At 70.9% G+C, this 17730-nt stretch carries 17 protein-coding genes; 14 read left to right on the top strand and 3 right to left on the bottom strand.

Annotated features, from left to right (window positions below; translation table 11 throughout):
* The 3 genes from AB0H75_RS08230 to AB0H75_RS08220 all read left to right on the top strand — a co-directional run.
* Positions 1 to 1227 (top strand): hypothetical protein (locus AB0H75_RS08230; RefSeq protein ID WP_367792453.1); only part of this gene is annotated, 1227 nt, incomplete at its 5' end.
* Between the two features lie 7 nt (positions 1228 to 1234).
* Complete coding sequence (locus tag AB0H75_RS08225; protein WP_367792450.1) at positions 1235 to 1633, top strand: hypothetical protein; 399 nt, start codon at positions 1235 to 1237, stop codon at positions 1631 to 1633.
* A 181-nt stretch (positions 1634 to 1814) separates the two neighbouring features.
* On the top strand, positions 1815 to 3404 hold the full coding sequence (locus tag AB0H75_RS08220) for a DUF5722 domain-containing protein (protein ID WP_367792448.1): 1590 nt from the start codon (positions 1815 to 1817) through the stop codon (positions 3402 to 3404).
* Positions 3405 to 3456: 52 nt separating this feature from the next.
* Here AB0H75_RS08220 and AB0H75_RS08215 read toward each other — a convergent pair whose 3' ends face one another.
* On the bottom strand, positions 3457 to 4755 hold the full coding sequence (locus AB0H75_RS08215) for a glutamate-cysteine ligase family protein (RefSeq protein ID WP_367792445.1): 1299 nt from the start codon (positions 4753 to 4755) through the stop codon (positions 3457 to 3459).
* Between the two features lie 576 nt (positions 4756 to 5331).
* Between AB0H75_RS08215 and AB0H75_RS08210 the strand changes: the two genes are divergently transcribed.
* Genes AB0H75_RS08210 through AB0H75_RS08175 form a run of 8 tightly spaced genes read left to right on the top strand, consistent with a single transcriptional unit; the run spans position 5332 to position 12043 of the window.
* The gene (locus AB0H75_RS08210) at positions 5332 to 6762 is read left to right on the top strand and encodes a CUAEP/CCAEP-tail radical SAM (seleno)protein (protein ID WP_367794180.1); all 1431 of its coding nucleotides are present in this window, start codon (positions 5332 to 5334) and stop codon (positions 6760 to 6762) included.
* Positions 6763 to 6779: 17 nt separating this feature from the next.
* Positions 6780 to 7799, top strand: coding sequence for a class I SAM-dependent methyltransferase (locus AB0H75_RS08205; RefSeq protein ID WP_367792442.1), 1020 nt, complete (start codon positions 6780 to 6782; stop codon positions 7797 to 7799).
* Complete coding sequence (locus AB0H75_RS08200) at positions 7796 to 8959, top strand: pyridoxal phosphate-dependent aminotransferase (protein WP_367792439.1); 1164 nt, start codon at positions 7796 to 7798, stop codon at positions 8957 to 8959. Before AB0H75_RS08205 ends, AB0H75_RS08200 begins: the two co-directional genes overlap by 4 nt.
* Positions 8956 to 9828: a hypothetical protein gene (locus AB0H75_RS08195; RefSeq protein WP_367792436.1), complete on the top strand. Its 873-nt coding sequence runs from the start codon at positions 8956 to 8958 to the stop codon at positions 9826 to 9828. The genes AB0H75_RS08200 and AB0H75_RS08195 overlap by 4 nt, the downstream gene beginning before the upstream one ends.
* The gene (gene merB / locus AB0H75_RS08190; RefSeq protein ID WP_367792433.1) at positions 9825 to 10478 is read left to right on the top strand and encodes an organomercurial lyase; all 654 of its coding nucleotides are present in this window, start codon (positions 9825 to 9827) and stop codon (positions 10476 to 10478) included. The genes AB0H75_RS08195 and merB (AB0H75_RS08190) overlap by 4 nt, the downstream gene beginning before the upstream one ends.
* Positions 10479 to 10498: 20 nt before the next feature.
* Complete coding sequence (locus AB0H75_RS08185; RefSeq protein WP_367792430.1) at positions 10499 to 11215, top strand: DUF169 domain-containing protein; 717 nt, start codon at positions 10499 to 10501, stop codon at positions 11213 to 11215.
* Positions 11216 to 11253: 38 nt separating this feature from the next.
* Positions 11254 to 11904: an organomercurial lyase gene (merB, locus tag AB0H75_RS08180; protein ID WP_367792427.1), complete on the top strand. Its 651-nt coding sequence runs from the start codon at positions 11254 to 11256 to the stop codon at positions 11902 to 11904.
* Positions 11885 to 12043, top strand: coding sequence for a hypothetical protein (locus AB0H75_RS08175; protein WP_367792424.1), 159 nt, complete (start codon positions 11885 to 11887; stop codon positions 12041 to 12043). Before merB (AB0H75_RS08180) ends, AB0H75_RS08175 begins: the two co-directional genes overlap by 20 nt.
* Before the next feature lie 26 nt (positions 12044 to 12069).
* Here AB0H75_RS08175 and AB0H75_RS08170 read toward each other — a convergent pair whose 3' ends face one another.
* Positions 12070 to 12648 (bottom strand): TetR/AcrR family transcriptional regulator, encoded by a 579-nt coding sequence (locus AB0H75_RS08170; protein ID WP_367792421.1) that lies wholly within the window; start codon positions 12646 to 12648, stop codon positions 12070 to 12072.
* A gap of 73 nt (positions 12649 to 12721) precedes the next feature.
* Here AB0H75_RS08170 and AB0H75_RS08165 point away from each other — a divergent pair, with 73 nt between their 5' ends.
* Positions 12722 to 14101 carry a sorbosone dehydrogenase family protein gene (locus tag AB0H75_RS08165; RefSeq protein ID WP_367792418.1) on the top strand — a complete coding sequence of 460 codons (1380 nt, stop codon included), beginning with the start codon at positions 12722 to 12724 and terminating at the stop codon, positions 14099 to 14101.
* A 20-nt stretch (positions 14102 to 14121) separates the two neighbouring features.
* Here the strand turns inward: AB0H75_RS08165 and AB0H75_RS08160 are convergent, their stop codons facing one another.
* Positions 14122 to 15534: a glutamate decarboxylase gene (locus tag AB0H75_RS08160; RefSeq protein WP_367792415.1), complete on the bottom strand. Its 1413-nt coding sequence runs from the start codon at positions 15532 to 15534 to the stop codon at positions 14122 to 14124.
* A 233-nt stretch (positions 15535 to 15767) separates the two neighbouring features.
* On the opposite strand from AB0H75_RS08160, the gene AB0H75_RS08155 reads away from it, so the two are divergent.
* Entirely contained in the window at positions 15768 to 16937 is a 1170-nt protein-coding gene (locus AB0H75_RS08155) for an aminoglycoside phosphotransferase family protein (RefSeq protein WP_367792412.1), read from the top strand.
* Between the two features lie 215 nt (positions 16938 to 17152).
* Positions 17153 to 17467, top strand: a complete 315-nt coding sequence (locus AB0H75_RS08150) for a hypothetical protein (RefSeq protein WP_367792409.1) — start codon at positions 17153 to 17155, stop codon at positions 17465 to 17467.
* Positions 17468 to 17730 lie beyond the last annotated feature (263 nt).

Here is a 17730-nt window from a genome sequence, read left to right as displayed (position 1 = left end):
CTGGAACACATGCGCCCATCTCCGGCGGACGGGGCCACGGTACGCGACGAACGCAGCCGGACGTTCAAGTTCGCGGGCGGCGCTCCTCTGCTGATCACCAACTGCGCCGTCGGCTGCGGCAACCCGGTCCTGGTGACCGCGTGGAGCGTGGACAGCCGTGATCACCAGAAGTCCGTGCCGGTGGACGGCACTCGCCTGGCGGCCCTGGACAACGGCAACCGGCAGTACAACGTGCTCGGTGGCGTCCCCGACCCGGCGGACGCCTGCCCGGGAGGATCCGGATGCGACCGGGCGGTGGCCGTCAACCAGTATTCCGTCGATCACCTCCTGCTCGACGGGACGCGCGTCAAGGACGAAGGATCCTCGGGTCAGGCCGCTATCGTCGGCGGGGCTCGCGTCGCGTTCCAGAGCATGGAGGAGCTGAACGGCGCCGGCTACGGCGACAAGCCGATGCTCGTGATCCCCAACAGGCTGTGGAAGCAGCTCACCACCCGGATCGCCGACGGTACTCGGATCAAGAACGCCGGGTCCACCACTCAAGCGGCCATTGTCGGCGGGGCTCGCGTCCCGTTCCAGAGCATGGAGGAGCTGAACGGCGCCGGCTACGGCGACAAGCCGATGCAGGTGATCCCCGCGCGGGTGTACGAGGCGTTGCCCACCCGGATCGCCGACGGGACGTTCATCAGGAAGCCCAACGCGCCGCAGATCGGCATGGTCGTGACCGGCGGCCGGGTCACCTTCCCCACGGCGGATGACCTACGGCGAAACGGCCACGGCGACAAGCCGATCCTCACGGTCCCGGCGCGGGTGTTCGACGCCATGCCACCGGTCGGCTACATCGACGAGACCGAGTCCCAGTTCGACAGTCCGCCCAACCGGGATCCGGACCAGGAACGACGGGTGGCCGAGCTCCTCAAGAGCGAGGGCCGCTACGTCAAGGCGATTCCCTCCACGAACACCGAGCGCAGGCCCGACGCCCTGATCGACGGGACCTTCCCGCTCGAGTTCAAGCTTGTGACGACCGACAATCCCAGCACAGTGAAGCGGCAGATCGAGAGCGCGCAGGGCCAGTCGGCGAACGTGCTGGTCGACACGCGCGGGTATGGTGCGACACGGGAGACGGCCCTGCAGGGACGGCAGATGTTCTTCGACTACAACCCCAACCACACCATGAACTACATCAGGATCGTCGGCGACGGTTTCGACATCCTGTGGACGAGGAGCTGACCTGACAGTGAGTTCGTATCACTACCTGTTTCTCCGGCCCTGGAGGAATCCGGCCCGGCTGGTGGAGGATCTCGGCGAACTGCTCGGCGTGGGATTCGAGCGGGTCCATTACCCGTACGCCGACTTCATCGGCGAGGTCGGCCAGGTGGTGGTGGATGTCGCACTCACTCACGGCTTCGGTATGGAACCACGGCACGAGGATCGAGAGATGCCGCTGTCGCGTTATCCGGTCTGTCTGACCTTCCGATACCGCGGCACCGGCACCTCGCGCCACGAGGAGGCCGAGGTCGCCTGGCGCGTCTACGAGGGCCTCGGCTCCCTCGAAGGGTATGACCTCCTGCTGGTCTACGACTTCCAGCAAGTGCTGGCGGCCTCACCCCCGCTGGCATCGCGCCAGGCTCCTTGACGCCCGCTCGTCCCGATGCGGGACGAGCGGGCTCGAACGCCGCCTCGCCCTCGCCCCGGTAACGGGCCACCGACTCGGAACGCGACGGCCCCGGCGTCGTGGGGATGGCCGGTGATCAGGGAGATCCGCGCCGGTACGTGAGCGGCGCGACCTCCGTCTTTCTCCGCGAGAAAGGACCCCCATGCGGGCCTATTCAAGGTGGTGGGTGATCGTCGGCGCGCTTCTGGCCGCACTGACCCCAACCACCGTGCAGGCGAGCGGCATCGAGCTTCCCTATCCGGTACGTGAGGCGTACCGGATCAAATCCCTTCAGCCGGATTCCTGGCCGGACAAGGCGGAGATCGCCGGGAACAACACCGGCGGCGTGGCGCTCAACCTGGTGTGGGCTCATTGGGAGCCGCAGGTCGAGCAGGCGCCCTGCGCCGCGGGCGAGCAGGAGTACGACGGCCGCTGCTTCACCGTGCCGGCCGGGGTGGACGCTGAGATCCGGGACTGGAGCGGACGGGGCCTGGTGGTCACCGGCATCGTGTACGGCACGCCCGCCTGGGCACGGGCCGGCAAGCCGTGCTCTCCTGCCGCCCCCGGTTTCGACCTCTTCTGCACGCCGAACGACCCGGCCGACTATGCCCGGTTCGCCGGCATGCTCGCCGAACGGTACGACGGGTTACATGATCGCGGCCGGGTGGCCGACTTCGTCGTCGGCAACGAGGTCAACAGCAATACCTGGTTCGACATCGGCTGCGGCCAGGGGGAAGCCTGCGACACCGCCCGGTGGGTGACGGAGATCTCGGCGAACTACAACGCCGCCTACGACCGGGTGGTCGCCGAGCAGCCCAGCGCGCACGTGCTGATCTCGCTGGATCACCAGTTCGGCGTCGAGCTGGAGAGGCCCGCCGCCACGGATGCCACCCTGGCCGGTCAGACGGTGCTGCGCGGCCTGGCCGAGCGGGCCGGCGACAGGCAGTGGCGCGTCGCCTTCCACCCGTACGCGCGAGACCTGCGCAGCGATGTCTTCTCCGCCGACGACTATCCCTACGTCACCTACGGCAACCTCGGTGTGCTGGTGGGCTGGCTGCGCGCCACCTTCCCCGGCCGGAGCGCCGCCTGGTCGCAGGTGCAGCTCACCGAGAGCGGGGTCAACTCCCTCGCCCCGTCCACGCCTCAGCGCCAGGCCGCCGCGGTGTGCCAGTCCTTCCGCAATGTCCTGGGCACGCCGGGCATCGTGAACTACGTCTACCACCGCATGAGCGACCATCCCGACGAGGTCGCGGGCGGGCTCGCGCTCGGGCTGCGCAACCCCGACGGCACCGCCAAACCCTCCTGGTCCACCTGGGCGCTGGCCAACCGCAACGACCTGACACCACCCCAGCTGTCCTGCGGCTTCGAACACCTGCCGTTCACCAGGCTCACCCGTGGCAACCATCCCACGCGCGGCCACTGGGCCTCCTCCCGCGCGCTGCCCCCGGGTTTCACGGCCGAAGGCAGCTGGGGGCTGTACCGTGACCAGGTCGCCGGAACCGTCCCCCTGTACGAATGCCAGGTGGGTGGCCACAACCTGCTCAGCCGCGAGCCCGGGTGCGAGGGCCTGCGACCGCTCGGCCCGGTCGGCCACATCCACACCCAGCAGGTGCCCGGCACCGTCCCCCTGCACAGGTGTTACATCCCGCGTAACGGCGACCACTTCGTTTCCGCCGATCCGGGATGCGAGGGCCAGCGGAACGAGGGACGCCTCGGCTACGCCTACAGCGCCCCCGGCCGGGTCGCCGGGTAGCCCGCGGAGCGGAGCGTGACGATCTCCAGCGCGGCCGGGCACGCGGGCGTCCTCAGAGCTGGTAGGCCTTGACGAACTGGTCGGGCCGGTGGCGGAACTCGCCCTCCCAGCGGCGTACGCACCGGTCGGCCCAGGTCTCGCCGGTGGAGAGGATCTCTTCGAGCGGATCGAGGTGCCGCAGCACGGAAGGGCTCTCAAGGTCGTCGGCGACCCGCCTGCTGAGGCCCTCGCGGGCCAGGCGCACCAGCTCACCGGCGATCTCCCGCACGGGGGCGCCGAGGAAGTCGGCGCCGAGGCCGCGATGGGCGATGTCGAGCATGGTCCTCTTGTAGTCCTCCACGCCATGCCCGCGGGTCAGCTCCCACGCCGCCCGGCAGGAGGCGGGATCGTAGACGAGGCCGGTCCAGAACGCGGGCAGCGAGCCCACGTGTTCCGCGGGCGGCCCGTCGCAGGCGCGGGCCTCCAGCGTGCGACGCAGCCGCACGTCGGTCCAGATCTGGGACAGGTGCATCTCCCAATCGGTCCACGTCGGCATGGTGCCGTCCCCGAAACCGTGGCGCAGGACCTCGTGGAAGGGCCGCGCGGGTGCGGGCGCGTAGCCCCGCCCCTTCTTGCGGTAGATCATCGGCAGCGCGGCCGCCCACTCCACGAACGCGTCGAGGGAGAACTCCGGCCGCAGGGCGGGCGGCAGGACGCCGCTACGCCCCGGGCTGTGCTTGGACCAGTAGCGCATGCGGCTCGACCGCAGGCCGGTGGGCCTTCCGTTCTCAAGAGGCGAGTTCACGAAGAGCGCGGTCGCGACCGGCGAGACGGTGACCAGCATCTGGAGCTTTCTGCCGAGGTCGGCCGCCGACAGGAAATCGAAGGTGGCCTGCGTGGACACGGTCAGGCCCATGACGTGCGGCCCCCACAGGCCCTGGTCGCCCACTGAGGAGAAGTAGTCGGACATGATCTGGATACGGCGGTTCGGCGTCCAGTTGACGCTGGAGATGTCGTTGAACGGATAGTTCCCGCCGGGCACGAGCGCGATGCCGAGACGTCCCGCCACGTCCGCGAGCCGCCTCAGCTCGGAGCCGGCCTGCGCCATCAGCCCGGTGAGACCCCGGCAGGGAGCGGATGAGTACTCCAGTGCCGAGCTGGGCTCCAGGGCGATGACGGACCCGTCCCGCCGCCTCACCGCGACCAGGACGTCCTCGTCGAACACCGGCGTGCCCGAATCGGCTTCGAGCACGTGCTCCAGGATCCTGCGCACGCCGCGCGGCCCCGCGTACGGCGCCGCGCGTCCGGTGGCGGGGTCCACGGCGGCCATTTCGAGCTCCAGCCCGATGAGCTCGCTCCGGGCTTCGCCCACATGGAACGCGTCCGTGAGATCACGCTCTCCGATTTTCACCGATCGCCCCTTCTGTACAAGCGCCCAGGTGAATCGTCCACCAGTGCGACCGCCCTGAACGCCGCCTCTCGCGTACACGATATCCATCGCCCGGCGAGCACTCCTTTCTGTCGACGTTATGTCTGGACATTGATTTGGTGCCCGAATTGATCCTTTTGGGGGAGAATCGCATGCCGGCTCGCCGGGGATCACTGAGCGCGCGGCGCCCGCGAGGGCAGGTCACGGCCGGTCGGGCCCGCTCTCCCGCCATTTCTCTGGCACCGTTTCCGCCATTCCGGCCGACCTGTTCACCCACGGGTCCGTCGCTGAACTCCTGGGCCGGCGCGCTTCACGGAATTACGGCGCTCTTGGCTTGCCGTGACAAAGCTGTTAGCCTCCCGGATGTACGGCACGATGTTCACCCGCACAGGCGCCGGTGGACCAAGACGCTCGTATTCCGGTGCCCCTTTTCCGGTGCCCCTTTTCCGGCCTGTGCGGCAGTGCGGTTTCCAGCCCCTACAGGAAGCGCGTCGCGCCATGGACAAAATTGCAGGCCCGATTAATATCGTGCTCCTGTCCACGTACGAACTGGGTCATCAGCCCTTCGGCCTGGCTTCGCCCGCCGCGTGGCTGCGGAAGGCCGGCGCGACGGTGTCGTGCCTGGACCTGGCGGTCGAGGAGCTGGACGAGTCCAGGATCCGCGCCGCGGACCTGATCGCCGTCTACGTGCCCATGCACACGGCGACCCGGCTGGCCACGCCGCTGACCGAGCGGCTGCGCAAGCTCAACCCGGACGCCCACCTGTGCTTCTACGGCCTGTACGCGCCGGTCAACGAGGCGTTCCTGCGCAAACTGGGCGCGCAGACGGTCATCGGCGGCGAGTTCGAGGAGGGCCTGCTCTCGCTCGCCACCCGCCTGGCCGCCGGCGACCGGCCGGCCGCCTCGCCGGAGCCCCAGCCAGAGCCCCTGATCTCCCTGTCACGCCAGCGGTTCCTGGTGCCCGACCGGCGGACCCTGCCGCTGCTGGACAAGTACGCCTACCTCACGCTGGGGGACGGGCAGCGGCGGGTGGTCGGCTACACCGAGGCCACGCGCGGCTGCAAACACCTGTGCCGGCACTGCCCGATCGTGCCGGTCTACAACGGCCGGTTCCGCGTGGTGCAGCGGGACGTGGTGCTCCAGGACATCGACGCGCAGGTCGCCGCCGGGGCGCAGCACATCACGTTCGGCGACCCCGACTTCTTCAACGGCCCGGCCCACGCCCTGGGCGTGGTCAAGGAGCTGCACGAGCGGCACCCCGAGCTCACCTACGACGTGACGATCAAGGTGGAGCACCTCATCAAGCAGGCCGAGCACCTGCCGACCCTGCGCGACACCGGGTGCCTGTTCGTGACCAGCGCGGTGGAGTCCGTCGACGACCGGATCCTGACCTACTTCGACAAGCTGCACACCCGCGACGACTTCATCCGGGTGGCCGGCCTGTTCCGCGAGGCCGGGCTGGGCCTGAACCCCACGTTCGTCACCTTCACCCCGTGGACCACGCCGGAGAACTACCTGGACCTGCTCACGGTCATCGCCGAGCAGGGCCTGACGGAGAACATCGCGCCCATCCAGTACGCCATCCGCCTGCTCATACCCCGCGGCTCCCGGCTGCTGGAGCTGCCGGAGGTGAGCGAGCTGGTCGCGGAGTTCGACGAGCCGTCGCTGGCCTACCCGTGGGCGCACCCGGACCCGCGCGTGGACCGCCTGTACGACGAGGTGATGGAGGCGGTCAAGCGGACCATGCGCGCCCAGGCCACCCGTACGGAGACGTTCGCGCAGGTGTGGCGGGTGGCTGCCGCCGCCTGCCGGGAGAGCACGGGACGGCGGGACGTGCCGCTGGAGCCCCCGGCCGTGCTGCGGGGCGGCAACCTGCCCGTTCCCCGGCTCAGCGAGCCGTGGTACTGCTGCGCCGAACCCACCGAGGAACAACTCACCCCGTCCGTCTGACGCCGAGGAGGCATCCCATGACCGTTCCCATCGACGGTCAGGACGAGATCTTCAAGCTGGCCAAGGGGTACTACACGACCAAGGCCCTGCTGGCCCTGTGGCGGCTGGGCGTGCTGGAGCGCGGCGCGGCGGGAGAGGACCTGGAGCTGGCCGCCATCGCCGACCGGCTCGGCGTCGGCGAGCCCGCCGAGCTGCGGCCGATCTTCGACTATCTCATCGTCCGCGGCTACCTGGACAAGACCGGGCAGGACGTCTACCGGCTGAGCGAGCGCGGCACGGCCGCGAGCCCGTACTTCGGCTACCTGTCCACGATGGTGGGCGCCTACGAGCCCGTCTTCTCCCGGATCGAGGACCTGCTGTGCGGCAGGCTGAAGTACGGCCGGGACGTCAAGCGCTCCCACGAGGAGATGGTGCGCGGGCTCACCTCGCTGGAGGACCGGATGATGGGCACCGTCACCGAGGTCGTCCGGACCAGCGGCGCCCGCAAGGTCCTGGACCTCGGCTGCGGAAGCGCGCGGATGCTCGCCCACATCTGCGCCGGCGGCGTGCGGGGCGTGGGCGTGGACCGCGACCCCAACTCCTGCGCCGTGGCGCGCGAGACCGTGCTGCGCGAGGGGCTCCAGGACCGGGTCACCATCATCGAGGGCGACGCCGCCGAGGTCGCGTCCCTGCCCCGCGAGGTCGTGGCGGGCGTGGACATGATCACGGTGATGTTCCTGCTCCACGAGATCCTGCGCCAGCGCGGCCGGGCCGGCACCGTACGGCTGCTCAGGGAGATCGCCGACCTGCTCGGTGAGGGCGGCAGCCTGGCCATGGTCGAGGTGTCCGGGACGGTGGACCACATGTACCGGGAGAACCAGCTGTTCGTGCCCGAGTACGAGCTGCTGCACGAGTACACCGCCCAGCGGCTGGCGGCGCGCGAGGAATGGGAGGCCATGGCGGTCGAGGCCGGCATGAAGGTGCTGGACGTGCTGCCGGTGGACATGTGCCAGGCGTTCTGCCTGGTCGCCACCCCGATCGGGGGTGCGCCCCGATGAGCTCGCCACAACCGTGCGGCGCCACCGCGCAGGCCCGCACCTGCATGGGGATCGTGGACGAGGCCGCACGCCTGGAACGCCTGGGCAAGCCGGTGGTGCACCTGGAGAAGGGCGAGCTGGACCTGGACACCCACGACCTGGTCAAGGAGCGGGCCGTCCAGGCGCTGCGGGAGAACAGGACCCGCTACTCCCACAGCAGCGGCCTGCCCGAGCTGCGCCAGGCGATCAGCGACCATTACGGCCGCGTGTACGGGGTGGACGTGGACCCGGCCCGCGTGGTGGTCAACTCCGGCTCCTCGGCCGCGATGCTGGAGCTGTTCCTGGCGCTCCTGGAGCCGGGGGACGAGGTGGTCATCCCCGATCCGGGGTATCCGGCGTACCCGAGCCTGGTCGAGGCCGCCCGCGGCAAGGCGGTCCGCGCGGCCGCGGCCGGGCACGGCTACCTGCACACGGCCGAGCTGGCCGCCTCCTGCGTGACCCCGGCCACCAGGGCGCTGCTGATCAACTTCCCGTCCAACCCGGTCGGCTCCCTCGCCGGCCCGGACGAGCTGCGCGCCTTCGCCGGGATCGGGCCGCTCGTGGTGGCCGATGAGGTCTATCACGGGCTGGCCTTCGCCGACGAGCGCCCGCACACCATCCTGGAGTTCAGCGACAACGCCGTCTCCGTCGGCAGCTTCTCCAAGAGCTTCGCCATGACGGGATGGCGCCTGGGCTATGTGATCGTCCCCGAATGGCTGCGGTCCCGCCTCACCCGCATGCACGAGTACCTGTTCGTCGGAACCAGCACCTTCGCGCAATGGGGAGCGGTCACCGCGCTGGAGAACGCCGAGACGATCCAGAAGCAGATCAGGGACGAGCTGCGCGGGCGCCAGGAATGCCTGCGCGAGGAGCTGGCACGCGGCGGGCTGCGCCCGGTGTACGAGCCGCGCGGCGGCTTCTACACCCTGGTCCACCAGCCGGAGGGGACCGGCGGCTCGGCCGCGTTCGCCGCCCGGCTCCTGGAGCACACGCACGTCGCGCTCACGCCGGGCAGCGAGTTCGGCCCCAGCGGCGAAGGCTGCGTGCGCTTCTCGCTGAGCGCGCCCCGCGAGCGGATCCGCGAGGGTCTGCGGCGCATCACGACGTTCCTCCACTCCTCATCCGCGGAAGGCACGCCATGACGACGAGCACCGCACGGGGCACCGAGCCGGGCCGTCTGACCGGCTGGCACGGCGATCCGGCGTACTTCCGCTTCCTCGAACACGACCACCTCGACCTCGACCCGGTCATCGACGTCCTGCGCCGCCGCGTCCTGGGGGTCGTCTACCGCGGCGTCATCGACGCGGGGGCCGCCGCCGAGCTGGTCCGCCGGTTCTGGGAGAGCCCGGCGCGCAAGCGGCGGGGCGGCGAGGTCTGCGAGTCGCTCGGCTACTACGTCGGCGCCTACCACTACCACAAGCCCACGGCGACCTACCTGGCCGAGAGCGCCGGGATCGCCGGCTACCTGCGCAAGCTGCTCGACGTGCCCGGCGAGCCCGTGACGATGTTCCGGACGATGCTGCGCGAGCGGCTCGCGGCGGAAGGCGTCACCTTCCGTCCCGCCGCCCAGGACGGCGCCGGCGCGTGCCCGGTCCTGATGAGGCACTGGAACGCGGGCGGCGCGTTCGCGCTGCAGCCGCACGAGGACGCCTCCCAGTGCCGCGAGCCGCAGCAGGCCGGCTTCGAGGTGCAGCGCACGCTGGAGTACACGGTGTGCGCGGTGAACATGTGCCTGGAGAACAGCGACAACGGCCGCCTGGTGATGTGGAACGTGGTGCCGGACGACGACAGCAAGTCCCGGCTCGGCCTGTACTACTCCGGCAGCCCCTACCCGCCGGAGGTCCTGGACGGCATCGAGTCCATCTGGCTGGACGTCCGGCCCGGCGACATCTACGTCTTCAACGGCGAGCACGTGCACGCCGTCGAGGCCAGCCCGCCCGGCGCCAAACGTACGACCATGGCGTGGAACATGGGTTTCTGCTCCGACGAGACCGTGGTGAGCTGGACGTGAAGCACACCGCCGGCCAGCCCGAGACCGTCGCCGAGGTGCTGGACGTGGCCTGCCGGGCCCTGCTCACGACCGGCGCGCCGCTGTCCGTGCAGGCCCTCGCCACCGCCATGGGAACCGACCCGGCCACCGCCGAGCGGGAGGTCGGCGCCCAGGAGGAGCGGGGGAGGATGACCCGCGGCGCCGACGGCAGGATCGTCGCCTCGGCCGGGATCTCGGTCGTGCCCAGCGACTACGAGCTGCACGTCGGCGCCCGGGTGCTGTGGGCCTGGTGCGCCAACACCGCCCTCGGCGTCATGAGCGCGCTGGCCCTGGGCGGCGAGGTCGTCTCGCACTGCCCGGCCAGCGGGGCCCGGCTGCGGACGGTGTTCGACGGCCCGCTGCCCCGGGAGGAGGGCAGGGCGGTCCACTGGCCCAGCGACTCCTTCCGCCGGACCTGCGGGTCGTTGTCGGCCGAGTACTGCCCCACCTTCGCCCTGTTCGAGAGCGCGGCGGCCGCACGCGCGTGGACCCGGGCCAGGGACGTCCCCGGCGAGGTGCTGCCGGTGCGCGAGGCCACCGAACGGGCCGCCGTGCGCTGGCGCGAGAGCCTCGACCTCGGCGGCGAAGGCCGACACCTGCCCCGCGCCCTGACCACCCCGCCGCCCGTCTGACGACTGATCGAGGAGAACGTATGGACTTCGCCGCCGTGGCCCAGCGCATCAGCACCGGACTCGCTCTCGACACGCCGCCGGTGGCCCTGACCTTCGTCGAGCGGGCACCCGCGGGGATGGACGTGCCGGCCGCCGCCGTGCCCTCCGCCTGCGCCTTCTGGCGCGAGGCGGAGAAGGGCGTCTTCTACGCCTCGGCCGAACGCCACCACAACTGCCCGATCGGCTCCATGGTCATGGGATTCGAACTGTCCGAGGAGCTGAAAGGCCGGCTCGGCGAGCTGGTCGGCGGGATGTGCCAGGAGCAGTACCTGCGCGCCGAGGAGCCCCCGCACATCCCGCACATGAAGCAGGCCTACGCCGGCATCGTCTACGGCCCCCTGTCACGCTGCGAGACCCCGCCCGACGTGGCGTTGCTGTGGGTGACGGCCGCGCAGGCGATGGTGTGCAGCGAGGCCATGGGCACCGCCGCCTGGACCTCGGGCGGCCCGATGCTGACCGGCCGCCCCGGCTGCGCCGCCCTGCCGATGGCCATCGCCGAGGCACACCCGCAACTGTCCTTCGGCTGCGCCGGAATGCGGACGTTCACCCGGATAGGCGATGACCGGCTGCTGCTCGCCGTACCGGGGAACTCGCTGGCCGCCTTCGCCGACACGCTCGACACGACGCTGCGCGCCAACACCCACATGCTTAGCTACTACCGGGGCGAACGCGACCGCTTCCCGCACGGCGGCGGCTGACCCCCGCCCCCACCCGCGGCCACCGAGAGAGGGACGTCATGACCGGGACCCGGTACGGGCCGCCGCCCATCACCCTGGAGCCCCGGCAGGCGGCCCTGCGCGCCGCCGCCTTCCACCTGCTGCTGCGATCGCCCGACCCCGTTCCGCCGCGGCGGCTGGCGGCGGAACTCGGCGAGGAGACCGAGACCGTGGTGGCCGACCTCGACCTGCTCGACCGGGCCGGGCGCATCCGCAGGACCGCGGACGGGGACGTACTGGCGAGCCTGGGCCTCACCCTGGTGCCGACCCGCCACCGCATCGCGGCGGGCCCGGCCGAGCGTCACACCTGGTGTGCGCTGGACGCGCTCGGCATCCTCGGCGCGCTCGCCACCGACGGCTGGATCGAGTCGGAGGCCCCCGGCGCCGGGGGCCGGATGCGCATCGACGTACGCGGCGGCGTGCCCGTGGGGCATCCCGCTGCGTACGTGCTGTTCGTCGCGGAGCAGGCCCCGGTCGCCTCCGTCGTCGACCAGTGGTGCCCGCTGGTCAACTTCTTCACCGACGCCGAATCCGCCCGCTCCTGGGCCGCCTCCGCCCGAGCGGAGGGCCGCACCCTCGGCCTGGACGAGGCCGCCCGGTACGCCACCCGCTTGTGGCTGCCGCTGATCAACGCCGAGGCCCGGAACGGCCGTGCCCCTGAGACGCGCTGACGCCGCGCTGTTCATCTCGCGTACCCTCAGCGGCAGCCGGCGCGGCGGCATCCTGGCGGTCCCGGGCGTCTGCACCGGCCGGCTCGTGCTGACCGGGTCGGCGCCGGCCCTGCTCGGCGTTCGCCTGGCCGTCGAGTAACCGCCTTGCCGCTGAGTTAACAACCGTTAAGAGGCGATGCCCGCCAGCAGCGCGTCGAGGGCGAACAGGAAGTTCTGCTGCTGGTCGGACCGGCGCTGGGCCGCCTCCACCGCGTGGTAATGGGGATACTCCTCGGCCGAGTAGGCGACCTCCTCGCGGCCGGCCGCCTCGTTCAGCACCATATGGCCCACGCACAGCCGCATCACCGCCGCCTTGACGCGAACCGCCTTGTCGGCCGGGAAGCCGGCGTCCAGCAGCACGCCGAGAATGGCGTCGTGCAGCTTGAGCACCGGAGCCCGCCTGGCGTAGGCGGTGACGGCCCACGCCGAGGCGCGGGGGTGCGCGGACAGGTGGTCGACCATGCTGATCAGCAGGCCCCTGAGGCGCTCGGCCCAGTCGCCCTCGCCCGGCGTCTCGCTGACGATCCGTCCGCAGACGTGCTCGACGATCGCCTCCAGGAGCGCCTCCCGGCCGTCAAAATAGTGGTAGATGGCCGTGGCGCTCACGTCGAGCCGTTTGGCCAGCTTGCGCATGGTGACGCCGTGCTGGCCGTCCTCCTCGAGCAGCTCCAGCCCGGCTTCCAGGATCCTGCCGCGATCGAGCATATGGGTTGACCCTCATGGTTAACGAGTGTTACATCTAACGTCTGTTAACCAACCCTATCAGGGGGGAACCAGCATGACGGACGACGAGAAGACCACCCGGCCGGGGCGACGACTGCTCACCCTCCTGGGCCGGAGCGTGCCGGCACTCCTGCTGGCCGTGGCCGTCCTGGTCGCAGGGCTCTTCTCCGCGCTGAACCGCGGCGGCGAGGCGCAGACGCCGGCCCTGCTGGGCCCGGAGCCCAGCCTCGGCCCCCAGGACCGGTTCCCGATCCCCAAGGTCAACGCCCCTGACGTGCGAGGCTGGCCGGCGGGGAGGACCCCGTCCGCGCCGGAGGGCTTCACCACCACCCGGTTCGCCGCCGACCTGGAGCATCCGCGCTGGCTGTACGAGCTGCCCAACGGCGACGTCCTGGCGGCCGAATCGGCGACCCTGCCCAAGAACCCCGACTCGCTGACCATGCGGTTCTTCTCCTGGCTGCGCCGCAACGACGGCTCCACCCGGCAGCGGAGCGCCAACAGGATCACGCTGCTGCGCGACACGAACGGCGACGGCATCGCCGACCTCCGGACCACGTTCCTGGAGAACCTGAACCAGCCCTTCGGGATGGCGCTCCTGGGGAACGGGTTCTACGTCGCCAACACCGACGGCGTCGTGCGCTTCCCGTACCGGCCGGGCGACACCCGGATCACCGCCGCCGGGGTCAGGATCCTCGACCTGCCCGCCGGCGGCTACAACAACCACTGGACCCGCAACCTCCACCCCAGCTCCGACGGCACCAAGCTCTACGTCACCGTGGGCTCGGGCAGCAACGCGGGGGAGAACGGGCTCGAACACGAGCGAGGACGCGCGGTCGTCCTGGAGATCAACCCGGACGGCAGCGGCAAGCGCGTCCTGGCCTCCGGCATCAGGAACCCCAACGGGCTGGCCATCGAGCCGGTCACCAGGACACCCTGGACCGTGGTGAACGAGCGCGACCTGCTGGGGGACGACGCCGCACCCGACTACCTGACCCGCGTCCGCGCAGGAGACTTCTACGGCTGGCCGTGGAGCTACTGGGGGCAGCGGGTCGACGACCGGATCCAGCCGGAACGGCCGGACCTGGTGGCGAAGGCCATCCGCCCCGACTACTCGCTCGGCGCCCACACCGCCCCGCTCGGCCTGACCTTCTCCACCGGCTCCGCGTTCCCCGAGCGCTACCGGGGCGGGGCCTTCGTCGGCGAGCACGGATCGTGGAACCGCGGAGACCCGGTGGGATACAAGGTCGTCTACATCCCGTTCAAGAACGGCCTGCCCGACGGCAAGCCGCAGGATTTCCTGACCGGCTTCAAACCCGACCCCGACGACAGCACCACCTACGGCCGGCCCGTCGGCGTCATCATGGACAGGACGGGCGGGCTCCTGGTCGCCGACGACGCCGGGAACACGGTCTGGCGCGTCGCCCCCTCGCGATGACCTCGACGGCCTCGCCGCCGTCACCCCGGGGTCGGCGCGGCCGGCAGCACGGCGGGCTGTGCGGCGGCGGCCGTGCGGGGCCGCGGGACCGGGTTGGCGCGCAGGTACTCGACCTCGGCCCGCACGTCGGCCAGCAGTTTGGCGGCGATGTCCTGGCTGAAGCCGTTGCGGATGACGAAGCGGATGACGGCGATGTGCTCCAGGGCGGGCGGCAGGTAGTAGGTCGGGGCCTGCCAGCCGTGCATCTTCAGCCGGGCGGCCAGGTCGAAGACGGTGAAACCGCTGTAGCCGGGGGCGGTCCGTACGGCGAGCACCGGCAGTTCGGAGCCGTCGGCGATGAGCGAGAGCTCGGGAACCTTGGCGATCTCCTCGCCGAGGTAGGTCGCCACGTCCCGGCAGGTCTGCTGGACGGCCCGGTAGCCCTCGAAGCCGAGCCGCAGGAAGTTGTAGTACTGGGCGACGACCGGGGCGCCGGAGCGGGAGAAGTTGAGCGTGAAGGTGTCGATGTTGCCGCCGAGCAGGTCGCAGGAGAGCACCAGGTCTTCCGGCAGCGCGTCCGGCTCCTGCCAGACGATCCAGCCGACGCCCGGGTACACCAGGCCGAACTTGTGCCCCGAGGTGTTGATCGACTGGACCCGGGGCAGCCGGAAGTCCCACACCCGGCCGGGCTCCAGGAACGGGGTGATGAAGCCGCCCACGGCCGCGTCCACGTGCAGCGGTATCGTCAGGCCGCGCTCGGCCTCCAGCCGGTCCAGCTCGGCCGCCATCCGCTCGATCGGGTCGTACTTGCCGCACTGGGTGGAGCCGAGCACGCCGACGACCCCGATGGTGTTCTCGTCGCAGAACTCGCCGAGCCGGGCCGGGTCCAGGGTGAAGGCCGGCTCGGTGATCGGCATCCAGCGCGGCTCGACGTCCCAGTACTGGCAGAACTTCGGCCAGCAGGTGTGGACGGCGGTGCCCATCACGAGGTTGGGACGGTCGGTGGACAGCCCGGCCGCCCGGCGCCGCGCGCGCCACTGGAACTTCATCGCCAGCGCCCCGAGCATGGCCGCCTCGCTGGAACCACCGGTGGAACAGCCGACGCTGACGCCGTTCGGGTCGCCCCACAGGTGATCGAGCATGTTGACGCAGCGCGCCTCGATGTCGGCCGTCTGCGGGTACTGGTCGTGGTCGACGAGGTTGCGATCGAGGGTCTCGGCGATGAGCTCGCGGGCCTGGGGCTCCATCCAGGTGGTGCAGAAGGTGGCCAGGTTGAGCCGGGCGTTGCCGTCGAGGAGGAGCTCGTCGCGGATGAGCGCCTGCGCCGCGATGGGGTTCATCGGGCCGGCCGGCATCTTGAAGCGGGGTACGCCGCCCTCCGGCACCAGCCCGTGGTAGAGGGGATTGACATCGAGCGCTTCCTGCCACCGGTCGGATTCGACTCGTCTGAGCATGGGCTTCCCCCTCGATGAGCTTCACGACACGCCGAGCACTCACGGTAGTGAAATCTTTACCTACGGTCAACAGAGGTGATGCTGGGAGCGGATGCCGGAGGATGCCGACGCCGGAAGATGCCGACGGCACGCCGAGCATCACGCAGTACCGGCGCGCATCCGCCCGTCACTCGGTCATTCGATTATTCGATTATTCGGTCGAGGTCTTGAGGACGGGTGGTCACACTGGCGGGATGGGGCGCGTCGTGACAGCGGTGGTGACGTACGGCGACACGTGCGCCGGGGTGATCGGTCCCTTCCAGGTCGACATCCCCTGGTGGGCCGAGGTCGAGCCGGTCGTGGCGCATCTGGAGGAGGCGCTGGGCGTGCACGTCGTCGTCCTGCGCCTGCTCACCGTCGAAGGGTCCGACGGGGGGCGCGGCGGCCACGTGACCTACCACGTGGAGGCACTCCAGCCACCCGGGAGCCTGGGCACCTGCGATTTCGTGGACGACGACCACCCGCTCCGGCTGCCCTGGGCACGACCGTCGGGTCTTCGAGAGCTCTTCGCGTGGGCGTCCCGGCACGTCGCGCTCACCGGCCGGCCGGAACAGCGCAAGACCTGGAACCTGGCGGGGCTGTTCCGCTTGCCGACCGCCGATGGGCCGGTCTGGCTCAAGGCCATCCCTCCCTTCGCCGCCGCCGAGCCGGTCGCGATCGCCGCGATGGCCCAGGTCGCTCCTGAGCTGGTGCCGACCGTCCTGGCGAGCGCGCCGGGCCGGCTGCTGCTGGCGGACGTTCCCGGCAGGGACTGCTGGGAGGCGTCCCTGGAGACCGTGGCGGACGTCGTGCGTCGCCTGGCCACCGCGCAGGCCCGCATCGATCAGCCGCCGCACGGCCTGCCGGATCGCCGTCCGGAGACTCTGTCCGCCGCCGTTCGTGACCTGCTCGACGGGCCGACCGGCGCCCAGCTGAGCCCCGAGGAACTGCGCGCCGCCGGACGCCTGCAGCGGCGATGGGAGATGCTGGCCGACTGCGGCCTGCCCGACACGGTCGTCCATGGGGACTTCCACCCGGGCAACTGGCGCTGCGGCGGCGGCTCCCCGGTCGTTCTCGACTTCGCCGACGCGCACCTGGGCAATCCGGTCCTGGACGGGCTGCGCGCGATCGACTACCTGCCGGTGGACCGGCGTCGCGCGGCGGCCGACGCCTGGATCGCGGCATGGAGCGCCGCACGTCCGCGGTCGCGTCCGGCCGAGGCGCTACGGATCGCCGAACCGCTCGCGCATTTCGCGTACGCCGTCCGGTACCAGGAGTTCCTCGACAACATCGAACCCAGCGAGCGCGTCTACCACCTCGGCGATCCGGTCGCGGTGATCCGTCATGCGCTCGCGAGCCGCTCCGCGCCGGGGACGGGGGCTTGAGGGGACGCGGCGCCCCGGAAAACGCTCACCCGGCCTCGCCGTCCGTGAAGCCATCAAAACTCGCGGTACGTCCTCCTCGCCCCTTCGCCTGGGACGAGGAGGACCCGCCCCGGCCCTGCCGGGACACCCGCCGCCGCACTGGAGAAAGCGCTCGGCGGTGACTCACCACGGCTCATCGCCGACCACGGCCCGGCACCGCCGAGCGGAAGGCGCTGGTGGAGCGGGCCCGGGAGCTGATCGCGCGGAAGGGGCTGGTGGAGCGGGCCCGGGAGCCGATCGCGCGGGAGGCGTACGTGGTGCCGATCGCGTACCTGCTGATCTCCCACGATCTGGCCGCCGTCCTCGACCGGCCCGCGCACGACTGCACCAGCCGGCTCCTCGGCCTCGGCAAGGCCGGGCAGGCGCTCTTGCCCGTGCTGACCAGCGACAGTACGTCCTGCCATGCGATGGATAGCCACTGCCGGCGCAAGGCGATCGTGACCGGGACGCTCAGCCACGCCCAGGGACCTGGGACGGGCAGGGCTGACTGAAGACCTGACGGAAGGCCCGAGCTGATCCCGTGAGTCCTCGGCCGGGTCCGGGGCGTGACCGTTCGCCTTGTCTTTCGTGTTGTGGGCCTTGTCTGCCAAGCTGGGGACAACGCGGGCGACATCGAGGTGGTTCGTCGTCTTGGCGGGGAGGGCGTGAGGTGGTCTGCCGGGGAAGGCGGTAGCCGGTTGGGGGAAGGCGGTGGAAGGCGGGGCATGGGCGGGCTGACCACGTTTCGCTGCCCGATCACGGCGGATCTGGGGCT

This window comes from Nonomuraea sp. NPDC050783, assembly GCF_040802095.1.
In the GTDB taxonomy this organism is placed as follows: Bacteria; Actinomycetota; Actinomycetes; order Streptosporangiales; family Streptosporangiaceae; genus Nonomuraea.
This window is presented reverse-complemented; position numbering and strand designations above follow the sequence as displayed.